We start from the raw sequence: 17,625 nt of genomic DNA, 5'->3' as shown, positions 1-17,625 counted from the left end.
ATGAGCACTCCCTTCCAGGATCCCGACTTCCTCCGCGACCCGTACCCGACGTACGAGGCGCTCCGGCGCAACGGCGCTGTACAGAAGCTCCCAGGCACCGGACACAAGGCCGGCTACGTGGTGACCGGCTACAGCGAGGCGAAGCAGGCACTCGCCGATCCTGGGCTGTCGAAGGACACAGCGCGCTTCTTCGCGGGCAAGGAGACCAGCCGCAGCCTCCACCCCGCCGTTTCGCAGAATATGCTGGCCACGGATCCGCCGGACCACACCAGACTGCGGCGCCTCATCACGAAGGCGTTTACTCCCGGTGCCGTCGACCGCCTGCGCCCGTACATTGTCGACCTCGCCGACGAGCTGCTCGAATCGTGGATGCCCGGAGACCAGGTCGACATCATCGAGAGCCTCGCCATCCCGCTGCCCGTCACCGTGATCTGCCAGCTCCTCGGCGTCCCGGCTGCCGACTGGGACCGCGTTCGGGCGTGGTCGAGGGACCTGTTTGCCGCCGACGACCCCCAGCGGATCGACACCGCCTCCCACGCCCTCGCCGAATTCATGGCCGCGCTGGTCTCAGCCAAGCGCCGCTCCCCGGACGACGCGCTGCTGTTCGCCCTGGTCGCTGCCCGGGACAGCGACGGCGACCAGCTGACCGAGCAGGAGCTGGTCTCGTTGGCGGTGCTGCTCCTGGTCGCCGGACACGAGACAACCACCGCCGCGATCGGCAACGCCGTCCTGGCACTCCTTCAGCACCCTGACCAGCTAGAGCTTCTGCGGTCGGACCCGAACCGAATCGAGAGCGCGGTCGACGAGCTCCTGCGCTACGACTCCGCGGTCGCCATCGCCACCTGGCGCTGGGCTCCCGAACACGTCCGAGTCGGCGAGACGGACATTCCGGCAGGCAGCCCGGTCTTCGTCAGCCCGGGCGCCGCCAACCGCGACCCCGCCCGCTTCGCGGACCCGAACCGGCTCGATCTCGAGCGGGGAGACGCACACGCGCACCTGGCCTTCGGCCACGGCATCCACCGGTGCCTCGGCGCACCGCTCGCTCGCGCCGAGGTGGCTACCGCGCTACGTGTGCTTCTCACACGCTTCCCCGAGCTTCGACTCGCCCAGCCCGCCGACCAGCTCCGCTGGCGCCACTCCCGGCTCATCCACGGGCTGGAATCGCTCCCGGTCCTGCTGTAGGACGGCAAGCGCCCCTGGCCTTTGAAGTGCTCAGCGACCCAGGTCGTGATCGGGCTGTTAGTAGTCAGAAGGGAGGTTCGAGATCGCCGCGGCCATCGCTGTGTGGCCCGCAGTCCCAGGGCTCCTCCTGGAAAGGTTCAATGTCGGTGACGTCGTGGCCCCATGCTTCGAGGGCCTTCCAGGCAACGCGCCGGTTAGGGTCGTCGCTGCTGGTGTCTAGGATGCGGCGCGCGTGCACAGCGAGGTGATCGCGGTGCTGGGCAAGCGCGGGGTGTTCGGCGAGGATGAGCGCGGCGAGGCCAGCGGCTTCGCGCACGTCCTCGTGACTGTCCTGCAGGAAGGGCGCAACGGCTCGATAAAGCATCGGGCGCAGGTCCCGGAAGGCTGCCAGCGTGGTGCCGTGGGTGAGGAAGCCAGGGAAGTACTGCTCGGTGCGGTCGACAATCTCGTCGGAGGCGTCGTAGGCCGTGGAAGCCAACCAGTTCAACAATGTCGCGCGGATGGGGACGTTGCGATACGGCCGGAGGGTCATGGCCGCCGGGTGGGCGAGGATGCCGGCGACATACATGGCGACGGGGGCGGTGGCTTCGTAGATGCTGTTCTGGTGGCCGACCAGCTCACTCAGTTCCGACAAAGCGATGACCTGCACCTTGGGATCAGGCTCCAGCAACCGTGCCAGGACTTTGGGAAGGCATTCACCGTTCCCGAAAGCCGTCTGGAGCGAACCCCAATCAGTCTCCGCTAGGACTAGCTGGTAGGGCGGCAAGTCAGGCTCGCGGGGCGCCCCGGCCTTGGAGCTGCTGTGGTTCACAGGCCAAACCTAGACCAGACTTCTGACACGATTCCCGTCCGGGCAGTTACGTAGTCGGACAGGCGGTCCAGCAGAGCGCCCTGGCCAGACCCCTGGTCCTCGCCGCAGGCGTAGACGCGGGCTTCGGTGCCGGCCGCGAGGAGGTCACCGGGGGTGAGTCCGCGGGCGGCTAGGAGTTCGGTCTTGGCGGCGACAGTGATGCTGCTGGCGTCGCGGCGGCTGATCACAGTTCCTGGCTCCGGATGACGACGATGCGGCTCACATTGTCTTTGCACACGCCATCGCCTTGCCGGAACGTCGGCGCTCTACAGCCTCCACGCCCTACTCATGGCCCGAAGAGCCTCATGGAGCGCGCGTTCTTCTCGAAGCCGAGCGAACGGTACAGCTGTGCGCCGTCCGTGCTTGCGTTGAGGCTGACCAGCCCGCACCCCTGCTCCCAGAACCAGTCAAGGAGTCTGGTCGTGACCGCCCTGCCGTTCCCTTGGCGGCGGTAGCCCGGTGTCGTCAGGACGAGGTGCACGTACCCAGTCCGGCCGCTGTACGTCGGTCCGGGCGGCGCTTGGTAGATACTTCCGAGTGCGACCGAGACGAGACAACCGGCTGGCCCGTCGACGACGAATCCGGCCATGTCCTCAGCGCGGACAAGCCCATCCACCAGGTAGGCGATGAGGTCCTCGAACCACCGGCCAGTCGGGGGTGCCTTGATCATCTCCGCGCGGAGGCGCGCTATCGACAGCGCATCTGTGCCCGTCGCTCTCCGTACATCCACATCGGCTCATCCTTCGATCGGGTGAACTCGCGATACGCCTCTGGACGCCCGGGGCGCCGCCCCTATCCATCATCAGGTCAACATCGATCACGGTGAACGGCAACTCGAACCCACGGGCGCCGCTACCGTGTTCGCATGACTGTTGCCCCTTCGCCTGTCCGCGTCCGCTTCGCTCCGAGCCCTACTGGCATGTTCCACGTCGGTGGCGCCCGCTCGGCCCTCTACAACTGGGCGACCGCACGACAGCGCGGCGGCAAGTTCGTCCTGCGGATCGAGGACACCGATGCGGCTCGTAACCGCGAGGAGTGGACCGAGGGAATCATCAGCGCGCTCGCTTCCATCGGCATCTCGAAGGCGGACCCGGCGTTCGAAGGCCCCTACTTCCAGTCGGAGAACGAGACCCGGCACCGTGAGGCCGCCGCCGGACTGTACGAGGCCGGCCGCGCGTACTACTGCGACTGCACGCGCGAGCAGGTGGCCGAGCGCACCGGTTCCCAGCAGCTCGGCTACGACGGGTTCTGCCGCGAACGCGGCCTGGGCTTCGAAGCCGGCCGGGCCCTGCGCTTCCGCACCCCGGACGAGGGGGTCACCGTGGTGGTCGACCTGATCCGCGGCAACCCCGAGTTCCCCAACGCCGCCATCGAGGACTTCGTGATCGCCAGGGGCGACGGCAGCCCGGTCTTCCTGCTGGCCAACGTGGTCGACGACCTCGACGAGGGGATCACCCAGGTGATCCGCGGCGAGGAACATCTCTCGAACACCCCCAAGCAGCAGCTGCTGTGGCGCGCTCTGGGCGCCGAGCCCCCGGTGTGGGCGCACCTGCCGGTCATCGTGAACGAGAAGCGGCAGAAGCTCTCCAAGCGGCGCGACAAGGTGGCTCTGGAGGACTACCTGACCGAGGGCTACCTGCCGGAGGCGATGGTCAACTACCTGATGCTGCTGGGCTGGGGCCCGAAGGACGACATCGAGATCCGTCCGTACGCCGAGCTGGAACAGCTGTTCCGCGTGGCGGACGTGAACGGCTCCTCGGCGTTCTTCGACATCAAGAAGCTGGCCTCGTTCAACGGCGAGTACCTTCGGGCACTTCCGGTGGACGAGTTCGTGGCGGCGTGCGCGCCGTGGGTGTCCGCGCCTCGGGTCCCGTGGTCGGCGGACGCGTTTGATCCGGCGCAGTTCGCCGCCGTGGCCGGCCTGGCGCAGACGCGGATCTCGGTGCTGTCGGAGATCACCGCGTACGTCGACTTCCTGTTCCTGGACGAGCCGGTGCGCGACGAGGCGTCGTGGGCGAAGGCGATGAAGGAGGGGTCGGCGGACCTGCTTCGGGAAGCGCGGCGGCGGCTGGCCGAGGCCGTGTGGGAGACGGCCTCGCTCAAGGCGGTTTTGGAGGAGACGGCGGCCGTCTTCGGGTTGAAGCTGGGCAAGGCCCAGGCTCCGGTCCGGGTGGCAGTGACCGGCCGGACGGTGGGGCTGCCGCTGTTCGAGTCGTTGGAGGTGCTCGGCCGCGAGCGGACCCTGGTGCGCCTGGACAAGGCTCTGGCCGAGCTGGCGTGATGCGCGGGGGCCCGCACGCCCTGGTGGTGGCTGTGCGGGCCTTGCTCGTCTTCCGGTTGCTCAGCGCAGGTCGACGAGGCGGTGTTCGGTTCCCTCCGGTTCGGCAGGCATCGACCACAGCGGGCAGACCGGGATCGTGGTGCGGTCGCAGTCGCTGCTGACCAGGGTCTTCTGCAGGTGGTCGTAGGCCGCGCAGCCGCCTCCGCAGGTGGAACTGTGCGGGCAGGTTCGGCAGTTCGCGGAGATAGTGTTGACGAGGGTGAGTTCGCTGATGCCGTCTTGGAGGCGAGGATGGATCGCCCCATTGCGGAACTCGCCATAGTGAAGGTCGGTGTCGAAGAACGCCGAGCAGATGTAAACCCGGCCGTCGGGGAAGATCGCGAGGCGTTCGAGGTTGCGGGCGGTGCAGCCGCCGTATCCGGCGGCCCGCAGGGCCGGGAGCTGATCGGCGGTGGCGAACGCGGGCGGGTAGAAGACGCGCACGCGGCGGCCAGCGGCGGCTTCGCGGATCTGGGCGCACAGGTCCACCCATTCGGCCGGCGGAATCTGGAAGTGGGGCTTGTCCAGGCCCAGGCCGGTGGGGGTGAAGTAGTGGAAGGAGAGCATCTCCAGGCCGATCGAGTCGGCGAGGTCGATGGCGTCGAATACGTCGGCCCGGTTCGCGGTGGTGACGGTGAAGATGGCGCGGGTCTGGAAGCCGTCGGCGACGGCGCGCTTCATGCTCGTGAGTAGGGGCCGCCAGGTCTTCTCGCCGCGCATCTGCTCGTGCGTCTCCTGGCGGGCACCGTCCAGGGAGAACGAGAAGGAGTCGAGGCGGCCCCGCAGCAGCGGCCAGGTCTTCGGGGCGATGAGGCCGTTGGAGGTCAGGACAGCCTTGTACCCCTGAACCTTGCAGATGTCGAGGATGTCACCGAACTGGGGATGGGTGGTCGGCTCGCCGCCCAGCAGGTAGACCTTGTACTGGCCGTAGGCGACCCGGAGGCTGGACAGGATGTCCTCGACCATGGCGGGGGTCATACGCCGCTCGGCGTCGAGGCGGTCGCCCATGTAGCAGTGCTTGCAGCGCAGTTGGCACTTCTCGGTGATGTAGAGGAACAGGAACGGTTCCTTGGCCGCAGTGGCGTGCGCGGCGGCGTGCGCGAGGGTGTCGGTCACGGTGGTCGTCTCCTTTCTCAGCGCAGGGCGTGCAGCGAGTCGTCTTCGCGGGCGCCCCAGGCGGAGACCGTCCACAGGATGCACAGCGGTGTGGTGTCGCGGTCGCAGGAGTAGAAGCCGTCGTCCTGGTAGGCGGGGATCTGGGAGTAGGCGGGGCAGCCGCCGCCGCAGGTGTCGGTGTTGGGGCAGCCGGTGCACACCGGGTCGGCGGTGAGGTAGGCGTTGAGTTCGTTGTTCGGGTCGGGGTTCAGGACGAGCCGGTCGCCGTCGAAGGTGGCGTAGTGCCGGCCGTTGTCCATGAAGACGGGGCAGGCGAAGACGGTGCCGTCGGGGTAAACGTGCGGGCGGTCGAGGGTACGGGCGGGGCAGCCGGGGTAGCCCCGCTCGAACCATGCCGCCTGGTCGCCGGCCTTGACGAAGGTCGGCGGGTAGTAGACGGCCAGGCGCGGCTCGGGCGGGAAGGCTTCGATCTCGGCGCAGAAGTCCATCCACTCGGTGGGGTTGAGCGGTTGCAGGAAGCGGGCGCCGTTCCCGGTCTTGCCGAGGTTGTGGTAGCTGAGGGTGTGGGCGCCGAGTTCGGCGAGGAAGGGGATGAGGTCGAGGGCCCGTTCGCGATTGGTCTGCGAGACGGTGCACATCACGCGGACCTGGTAGCCGAGTTCGCGCGCCTGGCGGATGTGGCGGATGACCTTGTCGTAGTTGGTGGGGTTGCCGCGGATCTTGCGGTGAATGCGCGGGTCGGCGGACTCCAGGGAGAAGTTGAAGCTGTTCAGGGTGCTCGGCGGGATCTTGTCGAACAGGTCGTCGTCGAAGTCGCCGTTGCTGCTGATAGTGACCTGGTAGCCGCGCTTGCGGCCCTCGCTGACGATGGCGGGCAGCTCGGGGTGCATGGTGGGCTCGCCGCCAAGGAGGTAGAGCTTGTCGTGGCCTCCGGTGATCCGGAAGTAGTCCATGATCTTGACGGCGGTCTCGACGCTCATGGTGTTGGCGGCGTTGAGGCGGTCGTTGCCCACGTAGCAGGTCTTGCAGCGCAGGCTGCAGGCGGTGGTGGGGTAGAGGAAGACGAACCGTTCGCGGGTCTGGCGGTAGATCGGCAGCCGCGGGGTGGGCATGCCGAGGGAGACGGTGGTCATCGGTGTCCTTCCGGTTCGGTGTGGAGGAAGGCGAGGCACTGGGCGGTCAGGGGTGCCGCCAGGGTGGTGTCGGCGGCGACGGGCAGCGGGCAGCCTGCGCCGTCCAGAGCTGGCGAGGTGACGGGACCGGTCTTGTGGAGGGCTTCGGACCGGGCAGGCAGCTCGGTTCCGAACCAGCGCTCCAGACCGATTCCGACAGGGGTGTCGGTCCAGGCGTCGGTGGCGTCTCTGGACTGCCACAGGTCGGCGAGCCGCTGTTGCGGGCTGCCGGGAGGCAAGCGCAACCGGCCCTTGTGCTCCTGGATCCGGGGCATCGGCCAGGCGGAGACGTAGGCCGTGGCCCGGGCTTCGAGCGTCGGCAGCAGGCCTGCCGGGTCGTGGACGGCGGTCTTCGGGTCGGTGAGGAACTTGAAGATCACGTCGCCCTTGCGGAACACCGACAGCGGACAGTCGGCGAGGTAGCAGGCGGACCGCTGAACGGCCGGCACAGCCGCGATGCAGTGTTCCGTGAAAGCCAGCAGGGTGTTGAGGGTGTCGATAGTGAGGATTTCTCCGCAGTGGTCGAAGTCGAGGCCGGCGGCGAGGTGGACGTCGCGCAGGCGCTCGGCGAAGAGCCGCTCCCGGTCGTGGTCGCTGCGGGCGGTGATGACGAACAGGTCGATGTCGCTGGTCTGCTTGTTGGTGCCGCGTGCGTACGAGCCGCCGACAAACGAGCACAGGAGGTTGTCGCCGAAGATCTCGACGGCGGCTCGGCTGACCACCATGACAGCCTGGGTGGCGGTCATGCGGTCTGCCCAGTGGTGCGGCCCGGGTGGCCGGTGATGGCCTCGGCCGCAACGAGGCCGCCGATCGCGGCCTGGAGGATGCCCTGGGCCAGCCCGGTGCAGTCGCCGGCCGCGTACAGACCGGGGGCCGTGGTCTCGAGGCCGTCGGTGAGCTTCAGCTCGTCCCAGAGGTTCTCCAGTTCGAGGCCGATCACGGCGACCTGGGACGCGGTGGGACCGGTCAGGGCACCGCCGGTGAAGTAGGCCATCAGGTCTTCGAAGGCGCTGCACAGAGCGGTGTGGATGTCTTGGGGCAGGATGCCCGCGAGGTTGGCGACCTGGTAGTCGCGCAGCGAGGGGTGGAAGCCGCTGAGCTTGGCGAACTGCTCAAGTTCGGTGCAGGTGAGAACACGGCTGTGGAAGTCGGGGTACCACTGGAGGACGGGCTTTCCCGGCCGGTCGGTCCTCAGCGCCCGGTACGGCATGAGGAGGTTCTCGTCGACCCAGGCGGAGGTGCGCGGGGTGCCGTCAGGGGCCCGGAGCTGTGCAAGGAGGGCGAAGTTCGCAGTGCTGCCTGTCTTCGCTTCAGGAATGACGTGGCCGTCGAGGAGGGTGTGGTCGCCGTAGTCCGTGAACTTGATTCGGCCGCCACCCGGACCGGCGCAGTAGCAGAACGTCTTGATCTTCACGCCGTTGGTGACGATGGTGGTCTTGAAGTCCTCGTGGATGTCGGAACCGCGCCGCAGGAGTGCGGTCGGGGCCTCGAAGCGGACCCCCACGGAGGGAGCGGGCGCGGAGTACGAGAGCCCGATTCGCCGAAGAGTCTGCTGCCACCAGCGTTGGCCGCGCCGGCCGACCGCGACGACCACCGAACTCGCGTGCACAGTCTCGCTGGTGCCGGACTGCCCGACTATCTCGGCCTGCCACCCGTGTCCGAGTGGACGGAGGGAGGTCACCTGTGTCTGCATCCGTAACTCGGTGCCCGGGGCGGTTGTGATGCGGCAGTGAAGCCGTTCGATCAACGTGCGGACCTGCTTCGCGCTGAGCGAGGCCACCGGGTAGTCCTTGATGTCGAACGGTCCGGCGGCCATGCAGGCTCCGCGGAAGGCAGGCTGCACCGGACCGCACAGTCGCCGCACAGCCCGGTCGGCGAGGGCTTCGGCGCGGTCGGCGCCGAGGAGTTCGGCCAGCCGTCGGCCGCTGGGGAACTGCGAAAGCTTGACCCCGTCTCCGTAGTGGATCGAGCCGCCGAAGCCAGAGATCACGTTGCAGATGCCCTTGCAGCCGTTGCAGGACCGCATGAGGTCCACCGGGCAGGTGCGGCGTTGGTAGGGGCGGCCGGCGTCAACCAGCAGCACCCGTGCTCCGTTCTCAGCGAGGCGATCGGCGGCGACAAGCCCAGCGGGGCCGGCGCCGACCACCAGCGTGTCGATGATCGTGGTCAACTGCGGCCTCCGTAGTGGTTCTCGATCCAGGAGGAGGCAGCGCGAGCGGCCTCGACGGCCGGTCGGTTGGCGTCCTCGATGAGGTCGGTGACGACTGGGTGGTGCAGGTGCTGGTAGTTCGAGCGCTCATGCAGGACGGGCGTCGCGCACAGGTCGACGACCAGCCTGCGGGCGGCGGCGTCCACGAGGCGTGCGATGTGGTCGCGGTACTGTGGCGTGAGCCCGGACGTCGCGAGCACCAGGTCGAAGCCGCTCTCCCGTACGGCTTCGGGCAGGTCCGCGATCCGTAGAACGGTCGTTCTGGCGGACCCGGACCGCAGGAGCCGGCGAAGCTTCTTGGGGCTGCGGGTCAGGAGGAAGACACGGCGATCGTCGCCGAGTTCATGTGCGATGGCTTGTGCGAGCATGCCTCCCCCGACGACGACCAGGTTGGGCGGATGTGCGGTCGACGCGACCAGGAGAGTGCGGGCTAGGTCGCGGTAGTCGAGTCGAGCCCGGAGGCCGAACCGGCGCCGCGCCTGGCTGGCCAGCAGGAGCACCTCTGCCCCCACTGGCCGGAGAGGATGGTCAGCAGATAACCGGTCGAAGGCCGCGTGCACCTGCTGGAAGACGAACTGCTCCCCGAGGATCAGGGACATCGTGCCGGCGGCGATCTGGGCCAGCCGGGAAGCAGCAGCCTCATGGCCGATGATCCTTCGGCTGAGCCGGATCGAGAGCGGCGCGGTGGCCGCCATCGCGGGTTCTGCCTCATACCACTCGATACGGTGGCAGGTACGCAGCAGCAGCCCGGTCGTCGAGTCCGTACCGACGACGCCGTCCAGCTGCTGAAACGATGCTCCGAGCTCCCCCCGCGAGTGGGTGGTGGCGTCGTTGTAGGCGCACCATGCGATCCGGCCTATGGGAGCAGCCGAGCTGATCCTGTCTTCGCGTGGTGGATCAGCGGTCTGGGCCATGAGTACCTCCTCGGTTCCAGTGGTCGGGCACCGGCAAGAAGTGCCGCCGATGTACGGGGGCCCGCGGGCATGCAAGGCAAGAGCCCTGGGCTCCCGGCTGTGCGAAGTGGTGTTACCGCGTCCTATCTCTGACGCTCGGCCCCATCCAGCGTGAGGCGGACGCACTTTCCCGTGAGCAGGGGGCAGAATTCGAGGCTCGCGGCCAGGACGGAAAGCATGTGGAGCCCCCGTCCACCGGTCCCGCCGTCTGACGGCTCCTTGATCACGGGGAGGGCCTTGCAGCCATCGGTGACCTCAATGACGACCCCGGATTCGGTTTCGAACATGAGCAGTTCACAGCAGTCGGTCGCAGCGTGCTGAAGGACGTTGGCGAGCAACTCGCTCACGCCCAGGACAACCAGCTCCTCCAAGTCCCCCTGCCCCAAAGCTTCAGGTGGAGGCAGGTGATGGTGCGCAGAACACTGATGTCGCAGGGCTGGATGCCCGCCAGGACCGCGCGGTACCGCCTAGCTGGCGTTCCTCCCGAACGGTGCCGTGGCCCTTCGGCACTCGGCCGATCCGAAGGGCACCATCCTGCGATTCGACGCCAACGAGTAAAAGGCCTTCCTGTTAGGACTCGAAGACGGAGAGTTCGACGCCGACATGGGCCATGCTCTGGCCTCTGTGCCAGTGCTACTCGCGATGGCTGGCGCTTCGTCGACGGTGTCGGCCTGCTGAGACAAGCGCGCTGCCCATTGGGGCACCGGGGAGGCGCGTGCCCCGGTGCCAGCGGCGAAGCGTTCACTCAAGCGTTGGCCAGCCATAGACCCTTGTACTGGATCTTGGGGTGCCGGTGGTCTCTTGTGGTGGTATCGGCCGGGGTGTAGCCGCAGGACTGCAGCAGATCCGCCGTTGTGGTCTGATCTCGTTCCTCGTTGTAGACGCCGATGATCAGTCGGCCGCCTGGGGCGACTACATGGTCCAGCAGATGGGCCACGTACGCTCCACGCAGATCCGTCGGCACGTAGTCCAGACCAGTGCGGACGGCGTTGAAGCGGTGTGGAGGCTTCCAGCCCATCGCGTTGGCGGTCCAGATCCGATGCGCCCACTGCGGGCAGCGGGTTCGGGCGAGGTCGGCGAGAGCCGCGGAGATCTCCACTCCGTACGATTCGATGACGGTCCCGGCTTCGGCAGCCCAGTCGGTCAGACTCTCCATCAGGTGTCCGTTGGCGCATCCGACGTCGAGGAACGAGCCGCCGTGGGGCGGGAGCAGGTCGACGAGCAGGCCGCGGGCTTCTCGCCAGCGTGTCTCGTCGCCGCTGTGGCCGGACTGGGCCCGCGGGTTGCCGCCGTTGAGGTAGGCCGGTTCGATGACGTTCAGGACAGCGGCGTGCCACTCGGTGTCTGTGATCTCGCCCGCGTGGTAGGCGTCGTCGATGGGCGCCAGATCGCGCCAGCCTTGCTCCTTCGCGCTCGCGATGTCCGCGGCGTCGTGACCGCCCGGAGGGCGTGTGGTGGGGTCCATGCCTACTCCTTCCCTGTTCGGTGACGATGGTGCGGTGGCAGTACGGCTGACGTTCAGCCCGCTTGAAGAGCGTGGATCAGCCGCGCGGCCTCCCGATGCGCGGGCTCCACTCGCGGGTCGTTCGGGCTGGCGTGCGGTCCGACGATCTTCGCCAGCACGAACAGCTGCATCAGCATCCCCTCCCTGCTCTCAAGGTCTGCCCGGCGCTCCCGCCTGACTCGCTCCGCGAGTGCCGGAACGGCGAGGGACGCAGCGTGCAGGGACGCCGAGTCGAGGCCGCGTGGCGCCATCCCCCAGTCCTCCCAGTCGAACATGCAGAACTCGCCGGGGCCGGTGACGTTTGCCCAGTTCAGGTCGGCGTGCGCAGGACACCACCGCTCCACCGCAGTGGTCTGGGTGCCCGGGAAGGCGGCCCCGATCGTGTCGGTGATCAGCTTCCGGGTGATCCGCTCGGTATCTGGGGTCGCCACCCGGGCCGTGCGTTGCTCGACAAGAGCTGTCAGCGAGGAGTTCAGCGAAGCCCACCACGCACACGGCAGCTCTGGGTCGACGGTCACCACCGCCACCCCGACCGGGCGATCCGGCAGCAGCAAAGTCTCGTCCGCCCGCCAGATCGCCCCGTCGCCGGGATCCTGCCACGTTGCCGACCTACACCAACGCGGCATCGCCACACCGACCAGCACCTCTGCGGCTTCGACTCCGCCCCAGCCCTGTTCCCGGGCTCGCGCCCATGGGCGCCGTTCAATCCGGACCCAGCTGCCAAGGTCGGTGCGGGCTCCGACCGTCCGGCGCTTGCGCACCACACCGGTCCGATCCAGCCCCGTACAGAGGCGTTGCTCCACCTGTTGCAGCACCTGCTCAACGGGTTCCCGCCGGAAGTCCACGGTCTACCTGCAGAGTTCAGGGGCAGCACCCTGGGGTGGCGTGACCCCGGTCAGCTCCTGTGCTCGGCCGGCGAGGGGGGCGGCCAACTCCGGGTACCAGCCTCGGGCGACGGCCTGGAGCATCTCGGCGATGGCCGCCAGTTCACCCGTGCGCCCAGCGGGGGTGTCCAAGACGGCGGCGAACTCGTCGCGGATTCGGGCGGCGACGGCGGGCACCAGGAGGCTGTTGGCGTGGAGCATGCCGGGGTCGAAGCCGACGGGCACGAGCCCCCAGCGTTCCCAGTCGAGGATGGTGAGGGCGGGCCCGGTGAGGTTGCCCCAGTGGAAGTCGCCGTGGCCGGTGACGCGCTCGACTTCGGCGGGGGCGGGGATGCCGAGGTACTGCGGAAACGCCTTCTTGATCCAGGTGTCCCGGACGGTGATCCTCGTGCCCCTGGCGCCTCCCAGGCTCTCCGTCGCCGTGCGCAGGGCGTGCCACCAGGTGTCGGGGAGGTTCGGGTCGTTGACGAGGTCGGGGCGGGTCGATACGACTGGGTCGGTGATGTAGTCGATCACATCGGCTCGGTATCCGTGTCCTCCTTCCGTCCAGTCGAGGACGCCGTGGAGCCGGGGCCTGGGGACATCGACTGGTACGAGGGCCTCGGCTCCGACGATCCCTTGCCCCTGCGTGCGGGTACTGATGGAGGTGGAGGCAACACGGAGCCACCGGTCACCGGCTCGGCGGCCGATGGTGCATCCGGCGGAACCCCATGCGGGGCTGCCGGTGCACGACAGGTCCAGGTGTATGGCGGCCGTGGCGTGCGCGGCTTCCATGCGGAGGCGCGTGGGCTCATCGGGTGGCGAGTACACGGATCACACTCCTGAATCGCTCGGGTTCCGTCCTGCGGCGATGGCTTGGGCGGCATCCTCCCGGTGGTGGCAGTTGCTGGCGGACAACAGCACCACCGTCGGACCGAAGCTTCGCCATATGAAGTGATTTAGGAAAACGAGGGCTTGACGATGAATCGCCAACGTCAGCGAAGCAGGTACGCGGCGCGATCGAGAAGAGGCTGCTTCAGCTCGAGGTTGTCTCCGCGGGTAGTGCTCTGGAGTAGCTCGGTGATGACCACAAGCTCGGCGAACCGTCCAGCCGGTGTATCGAGGATGTGGTGGAGGCGCTTGCGAACCTCCTCGACGGTCTCGGGCACGAGGAGACTGTAGGAGTGCAAGAGGGCTGCGTCGTAGCCTGCAGGCGCGGCTCCCCAGCCTTCCCAGTCGAGGACGGCAAGAGTGGGACTGGTGAGGTTGGCCCAGTGCAAGTCGCCGTGCGCGGTGGTCCAGGCGGGCACCGCAGTGTCGATGGGAACGCCGAGGTACTCGGGCATCGCCCGGTCCAGATACTCCTGGCGCACCGCGACGCGACTGCTGGGTACGGTGGCGATGGCGTCAAGTGCTGTGGTGAGGCCGTCCCACCATTCGTCGTTCAGCAGCGGGGCGGTTCGCAGGATGGGCTCGTGGGTGGTGATGGTGGGGGCCGTGGCCCGGTCGTACAGTTCCGCCAGGTAGCCGTGGCCGTTCACGTGGTCCACCCAGGTCCGTCGCTCCCGGAGGTGGGGACGGGGAACCGTCGGAGGCATGTGTCGTTCTGCCTCCAGCGGTCCTTCCCAGAGCTTGCCGCCGGCCTTCTCGGCTGGCGCGGAGACGAGCCGGAGCCAGCCGTCTCCGTTCGCCGTGGTGACGGGGCGGCCGAGTGTGCGTCCGCGCCAGCCCCACGCCTCGCGCGATCCGATCGGTTTTGCGCCGAGTTGCTCCGCGGCTGCGGCGTACGTGTCGCGCATCCGCGTGGCGGTGTCCGGATCAGGTTCCGAGTACATCGACGACCCTTCGCAGCACGTCTGGAGGCAGTGGTGGCCGGCCGACGGTGTCGGCGGCTTCCCTCCAGTGTTCCGTGCTTCCGGTGGACAGCAGCACGCGCTTCACTCCGAGGCCTGAGGCGACGACGGCGAGTGCGGCCTGGGCGGGTGTGCTGCCGGGGCTGATCAGGTCCACGAGTTCCGCGGTGATCAGGTCAGGGATCTCGCCGCCGTGGAGCGGAGCGGACGCGAACACCTCGATCTGTGCTTCCCTGGCATGGGCCAAGACGCCGTGTCCGTCCAGGGCCTGGGCGACCGGTGCGAGGTGGACGACCGAGACGGGGAGTTGTACTGCCCGGAGGCGGTGTTGTGAGCCGCCGGCCTTGGTTGCGAGTTCGAGCAGCAGGGGCAGGTCGAACAGCCCGCTGTTGAAGCCTTGCCAGGTTGCGACACCGTAGGCCGGGATACCGCGTTGGTCGCATGCCTCTTCCAGGGCGAGGAAGGCGCGATACAGCCGGTCGGCGATGTCCCCTTCCTGGCAGGCGTGTTCGGGATTGTGAAGGAACACCAGGTCGGGAATTCGGCCAAGCATGCGCCGACTGCGGGCGATCTGCCATCGAATGTAGTCCGGGGCCAAGCAGTGCCCGCGGTCGGCGTCGGACTCGGACAGGGCCCCGGCCCGTACGCCGATTCGCTTGGCGTCCTCCGGGATGAAGCCCACCTTCGTGGAGACCCGCACGGCCGGATGTTCGGCCAGGACCGGAGCGAGGGCGCTCTCGGCGTGGCCGTTTGCGTAGTTGGGCGCGGTGTCCACCCAGTCTGCGCCGTGAGAAGCAGCTGTCCGCGCGGCCTCGGTCACGTTCCGACAGCGGTAGGTGCCGAGGCTGAGCTCGGCGGTCATTTCGCACCGCCGATCGTGGCGACCTGGCCGTCGACCAGCTCCGTCACGATGCTGGCGGCCTGCCCGGTGGTGATGCCGGCGGCCTGTGCGAGATCGGCCAGCCGGTGGCTGCCGCCTTCCCCGAGGAGCGCGAGCAGCGGCTCCACCCTGGCTGCGAAGGTCCACTCCTCGCCGCCGGCGGTCAACCTGACCGTACCGTCGGACCCGGGCGCGATGACGTGGCGTGTGGTCACCAGGCAGACTCGGAGATCAGCGTCCAGTGGGGCCGCCGCGACGTAGGGCAGCGAGGGAACGAGCCTCGCGCGGTCCGTAGCGTCGCGCGCTGCGGAGAACCGAGCGATCAGATCGCTGCTCTCCAGCTCTGCCGTGATGAGCTTGCCGATCGTGTCGAGGAAGGCTCGTTGTTCGCCGGCCGTTCCGAAGCGGGGAAGGTCCGCCCGGACGGCCTCGTCGGCGCGCAGGGTCTCCGACAGCCAGGTGATGAGGTCGGCACCTGTGGTGCTCTGCAGCCCGCAGGTGACGTGCAGTGAGTGCTGGCCCTCGGAGGCGGCGACGGCGTGCCACCAGCCGCGGGGTAGGTAGAGCACGTCACCCGCGTTCAGCACCAGGTCAGCCACGGGCTCCTCGGGCGGCTGTTCCGGGATGTCGACGTCGCGGTGCATCGGAGCAGTGCGTGTCGGCCCGTAGATGCGCCAGCGCTTGCTGCCGTCGATCTGGATGACGACGACGTCGTGGTCGTCCCAATGAACGCCGAAGCCCTCTCGGCCGGTCCACGAGGCGTACAGGTTGACCTGGACGCCCGTCCGCAGCCAGCGTTCCAGGTCTCCGGCGACGTGCCCGATGCCGGGATGCAGTTCGTCCGCGGCGTCCAGGACGAGGGTCGCTCCGTCGGCGAGCTGCCGGTGCAGCTCCGCCGGCTGGAGCTGGTGCCACACGGTGCTTCGCCGCGTAACGATCGGGCGGGAGTACAGGTGGGTGGGAAGCTGCTCGCCGTCGGCGGCGAGGCGGAATCGGGGGGCTTCGAACCGGTGGTGGGTCAGGATGATGTTGAGGTCGTCCCAGCTCAGCAGTCCGGCGAGTGACGCGGCGTCTCCGCGTGCGACCTTGAAGTTGCGGCCGAGCGTCTGGGCGAGGAAGTCGTCCCCGCCCAGGCGCTCAACCACCGAGAACGGCTCGGCGGTCATGGGTGCAGCCGTCAGTCGTTGGTGTCAGTGCGGCCGGTGGAGCCGCCGTCGGACGGCTGCTCGCCCCGCGCGCGGGCGGCGGCCACCTTCGTGCGGGAGATCAGCAGCCCATCGCTGCCGGTCTCGGCGGTACCCATGTTGTTCGCAGTCATGCTGCCTCCTTGGGACGGGGGTGCCCGCCAGATGCCTGGGCAGGCACCGATCTTGTGGCTCGGCCCGTTGTGCCCGGCCGGTCGCTCAACCCTGCCGTCCGGCTGATGTCGCCGCCATATCACCCGTCGATCGCCTTGAAACGCTCCGATCACCGGCCTATCACCGGGGTCTCATCTCGGCCGGCCGCACGCCGCTCACCTGTGCTTCTTGTCGGTGCACCGCGACGAGGGTGGCGGCGGGCCGTCGGTGTTGGGCAGGATGCGGGGCATGAAGAAAGTTCTGGTCATCGGTGGCACGTGGTTCTTGGGCAGGGCTGTCGTCGAGGAAGCGCTGGCGCGCGGTCTGGCGGTCACGACGTTCAACCGCGGCAGATCCGGCCACGCGGTTCCTGGCACCGAGACGATCCTCGGCGACCGCACCTCTGCTGAGGATCTGGCCCGACTCGCCGCTGCGGGCCCTTGGGACGCTGTGATCGACACCTCGGCCAGCGAGCAGCCCCCACGGGTGGTGCTGGCCGGGGCCCGTGCTCTCGAAGCAGTCACGGATCGGTACGTCTACATCTCCACAGTGTCCGTGTACGCCGGCTGGCCGGACCACCCCCTTCGCGTGGGCGACGCTCTGATGGACGGTCCCGCTGACGCGGACGAGGACTACGGCCGCAATCCTCCCGGCTGGATGGGCCCCGATCTCTACTACGGCCGCCAGAAGGCCGGCGCCGAGCGTGCCGTCCTTGAGACGTTCGGCCCGGAGCGCTCGTGGATCCTTCGCCCTGGCGTCATCCTCGGCCCCGGCGAGTACGTCGGCAGGCTGCCGTGGTGGCTGCGACGGGCCGAGCGCGGCGGCGAGATCCTCGCGCCAGGAGACCCGGACAAGAGCATCCAGCCGGTCGATGTGCGGGACGTGGCGGACTTCGCCGTTGATGTCGCCGGGCGACCGGGCGGTGGGATCCACAACGTCACCGCGCCGATGGGTCGCGACACGATGGCCAGCTTCTTGGAGGCATGCCTGCGTGTCACCGGGGGTTCCGGCCGACTCCGCTGGGTGCCGGACGGGGTCCTGTTGGAGCAGGGTGTGCGGCAGTGGACCGAGCTTCCGCTATGGCGCACGCACGAAGGCGTGTGGCAGATCGACTCGTCGACCGCCTACGCTGCCGGGCTGGCGTGTCGCCCCCTGGAGGACACCGTCCGTGACACGTGGCAGTGGCTTACCTCGGGCAACGAGCCTGTGCTGCACCCCCGGGCCGCCGCGCACGGCATCGCTCCGGAACGGGAGACGGCGATCCTGTCGGCCGCCGGTTTCACAGGCTGAACCGAGGTGTTCGCGGCGCACCCCGAGCGGGCCAGCCGCGAGGCCACCGTCGAGCACGACCTGGAGTTCCACACCGCCGTCGTCGAGGCCGCCCAC

Annotated in this window: 18 protein-coding genes; 3 read left to right on the top strand and 15 right to left on the bottom strand. The window is 68.5% G+C overall.

Annotated elements, in window-relative coordinates; translation table 11 throughout:
• On the top strand, nucleotides 1-1,182 hold the full coding sequence (locus tag ABZW30_RS22990) for a cytochrome P450 (RefSeq protein WP_355673029.1): 1,182 nt from the start codon (nucleotides 1-3) through the stop codon (nucleotides 1,180-1,182).
• A 64-nt stretch (nucleotides 1,183-1,246) separates the two neighbouring features.
• Here the strand turns inward: ABZW30_RS22990 and ABZW30_RS22985 are convergent, their stop codons facing one another.
• Both ABZW30_RS22985 and ABZW30_RS22980 read right to left on the bottom strand, forming a co-directional pair.
• Nucleotides 1,247-1,852, bottom strand: coding sequence for a hypothetical protein (locus ABZW30_RS22985; protein WP_355673028.1), 606 nt, complete (start codon nucleotides 1,850-1,852; stop codon nucleotides 1,247-1,249).
• A 466-nt stretch (nucleotides 1,853-2,318) separates the two neighbouring features.
• Nucleotides 2,319-2,702, bottom strand: coding sequence for a GNAT family N-acetyltransferase (locus tag ABZW30_RS22980; RefSeq protein ID WP_355673027.1), 384 nt, complete (start codon nucleotides 2,700-2,702; stop codon nucleotides 2,319-2,321).
• Nucleotides 2,703-2,951: 249 nt separating this feature from the next.
• On the opposite strand from ABZW30_RS22980, the gene gltX reads away from it, so the two are divergent.
• On the top strand, nucleotides 2,952-4,313 hold the full coding sequence (gltX, locus tag ABZW30_RS22975; protein WP_355673116.1) for a glutamate--tRNA ligase: 1,362 nt from the start codon (nucleotides 2,952-2,954) through the stop codon (nucleotides 4,311-4,313).
• A gap of 60 nt (nucleotides 4,314-4,373) precedes the next feature.
• Here gltX and ABZW30_RS22970 read toward each other — a convergent pair whose 3' ends face one another.
• The 13 genes from ABZW30_RS22970 to ABZW30_RS22910 all read right to left on the bottom strand — a co-directional run bounded on the left by ABZW30_RS22970 (nucleotide 4,374) and on the right by ABZW30_RS22910 (nucleotide 16,220).
• Nucleotides 4,374-5,468, bottom strand: coding sequence for a radical SAM protein (locus ABZW30_RS22970; RefSeq protein WP_355673026.1), 1,095 nt, complete (start codon nucleotides 5,466-5,468; stop codon nucleotides 4,374-4,376).
• Nucleotides 5,469-5,485: 17 nt separating this feature from the next.
• A complete protein-coding gene (locus tag ABZW30_RS22965) occupies nucleotides 5,486-6,601 on the bottom strand; it encodes a radical SAM protein (protein WP_355673025.1) in 1,116 nt (371 codons plus the stop codon).
• Nucleotides 6,598-7,386 carry a nucleotidyltransferase domain-containing protein gene (locus tag ABZW30_RS22960; protein WP_355673024.1) on the bottom strand — a complete coding sequence of 263 codons (789 nt, stop codon included), beginning with the start codon at nucleotides 7,384-7,386 and terminating at the stop codon, nucleotides 6,598-6,600. Before ABZW30_RS22960 ends, ABZW30_RS22965 begins: the two co-directional genes overlap by 4 nt.
• On the bottom strand, nucleotides 7,383-8,810 hold the full coding sequence (locus ABZW30_RS22955) for an FAD-dependent oxidoreductase (protein WP_355673023.1): 1,428 nt from the start codon (nucleotides 8,808-8,810) through the stop codon (nucleotides 7,383-7,385). Before ABZW30_RS22955 ends, ABZW30_RS22960 begins: the two co-directional genes overlap by 4 nt.
• Nucleotides 8,807-9,763: a hypothetical protein gene (locus tag ABZW30_RS22950; protein ID WP_355673022.1), complete on the bottom strand. Its 957-nt coding sequence runs from the start codon at nucleotides 9,761-9,763 to the stop codon at nucleotides 8,807-8,809. Before ABZW30_RS22950 ends, ABZW30_RS22955 begins: the two co-directional genes overlap by 4 nt.
• Nucleotides 9,764-9,885: 122 nt before the next feature.
• Nucleotides 9,886-10,173: an ATP-binding protein gene (locus ABZW30_RS22945; protein ID WP_355673021.1), complete on the bottom strand. Its 288-nt coding sequence runs from the start codon at nucleotides 10,171-10,173 to the stop codon at nucleotides 9,886-9,888.
• A 374-nt stretch (nucleotides 10,174-10,547) separates the two neighbouring features.
• Nucleotides 10,548-11,267 (bottom strand): class I SAM-dependent methyltransferase, encoded by a 720-nt coding sequence (locus tag ABZW30_RS22940; RefSeq protein WP_355673020.1) that lies wholly within the window; start codon nucleotides 11,265-11,267, stop codon nucleotides 10,548-10,550.
• A gap of 53 nt (nucleotides 11,268-11,320) precedes the next feature.
• On the bottom strand, nucleotides 11,321-12,151 hold the full coding sequence (locus tag ABZW30_RS22935) for a hypothetical protein (protein WP_355673019.1): 831 nt from the start codon (nucleotides 12,149-12,151) through the stop codon (nucleotides 11,321-11,323).
• Nucleotides 12,152-12,154: 3 nt separating this feature from the next.
• Nucleotides 12,155-12,706 (bottom strand): hypothetical protein, encoded by a 552-nt coding sequence (locus ABZW30_RS22930; protein WP_355673018.1) that lies wholly within the window; start codon nucleotides 12,704-12,706, stop codon nucleotides 12,155-12,157.
• 458 nt (nucleotides 12,707-13,164) lie between these two features.
• A complete protein-coding gene (locus ABZW30_RS22925) occupies nucleotides 13,165-13,968 on the bottom strand; it encodes a hypothetical protein (protein WP_355673017.1) in 804 nt (267 codons plus the stop codon).
• A gap of 19 nt (nucleotides 13,969-13,987) precedes the next feature.
• The gene (locus ABZW30_RS22920; RefSeq protein ID WP_355673016.1) at nucleotides 13,988-14,842 is read right to left on the bottom strand and encodes an aldo/keto reductase; all 855 of its coding nucleotides are present in this window, start codon (nucleotides 14,840-14,842) and stop codon (nucleotides 13,988-13,990) included.
• 38 nt (nucleotides 14,843-14,880) lie between these two features.
• The gene (locus tag ABZW30_RS22915) at nucleotides 14,881-16,068 is read right to left on the bottom strand and encodes a cupin domain-containing protein (protein ID WP_355673015.1); all 1,188 of its coding nucleotides are present in this window, start codon (nucleotides 16,066-16,068) and stop codon (nucleotides 14,881-14,883) included.
• An 11-nt stretch (nucleotides 16,069-16,079) separates the two neighbouring features.
• On the bottom strand, nucleotides 16,080-16,220 hold the full coding sequence (locus tag ABZW30_RS22910; protein WP_355673014.1) for a hypothetical protein: 141 nt from the start codon (nucleotides 16,218-16,220) through the stop codon (nucleotides 16,080-16,082).
• 214 nt (nucleotides 16,221-16,434) lie between these two features.
• Between ABZW30_RS22910 and ABZW30_RS22905 the strand changes: the two genes are divergently transcribed.
• A complete protein-coding gene (locus ABZW30_RS22905) occupies nucleotides 16,435-17,529 on the top strand; it encodes an NAD-dependent epimerase/dehydratase family protein (protein ID WP_355673013.1) in 1,095 nt (364 codons plus the stop codon).
• The last annotated feature ends 96 nt before the right edge of the window (nucleotides 17,530-17,625 follow it).

It is taken from the genome of Kitasatospora sp. NPDC004669, from assembly GCF_040609455.1.
GTDB lineage: Bacteria > Actinomycetota > Actinomycetes > Streptomycetales > Streptomycetaceae > Kitasatospora.
Note: the sequence above shows the minus strand (reverse complement) of the source record. Positions and strands in the feature narration are given on the sequence as shown.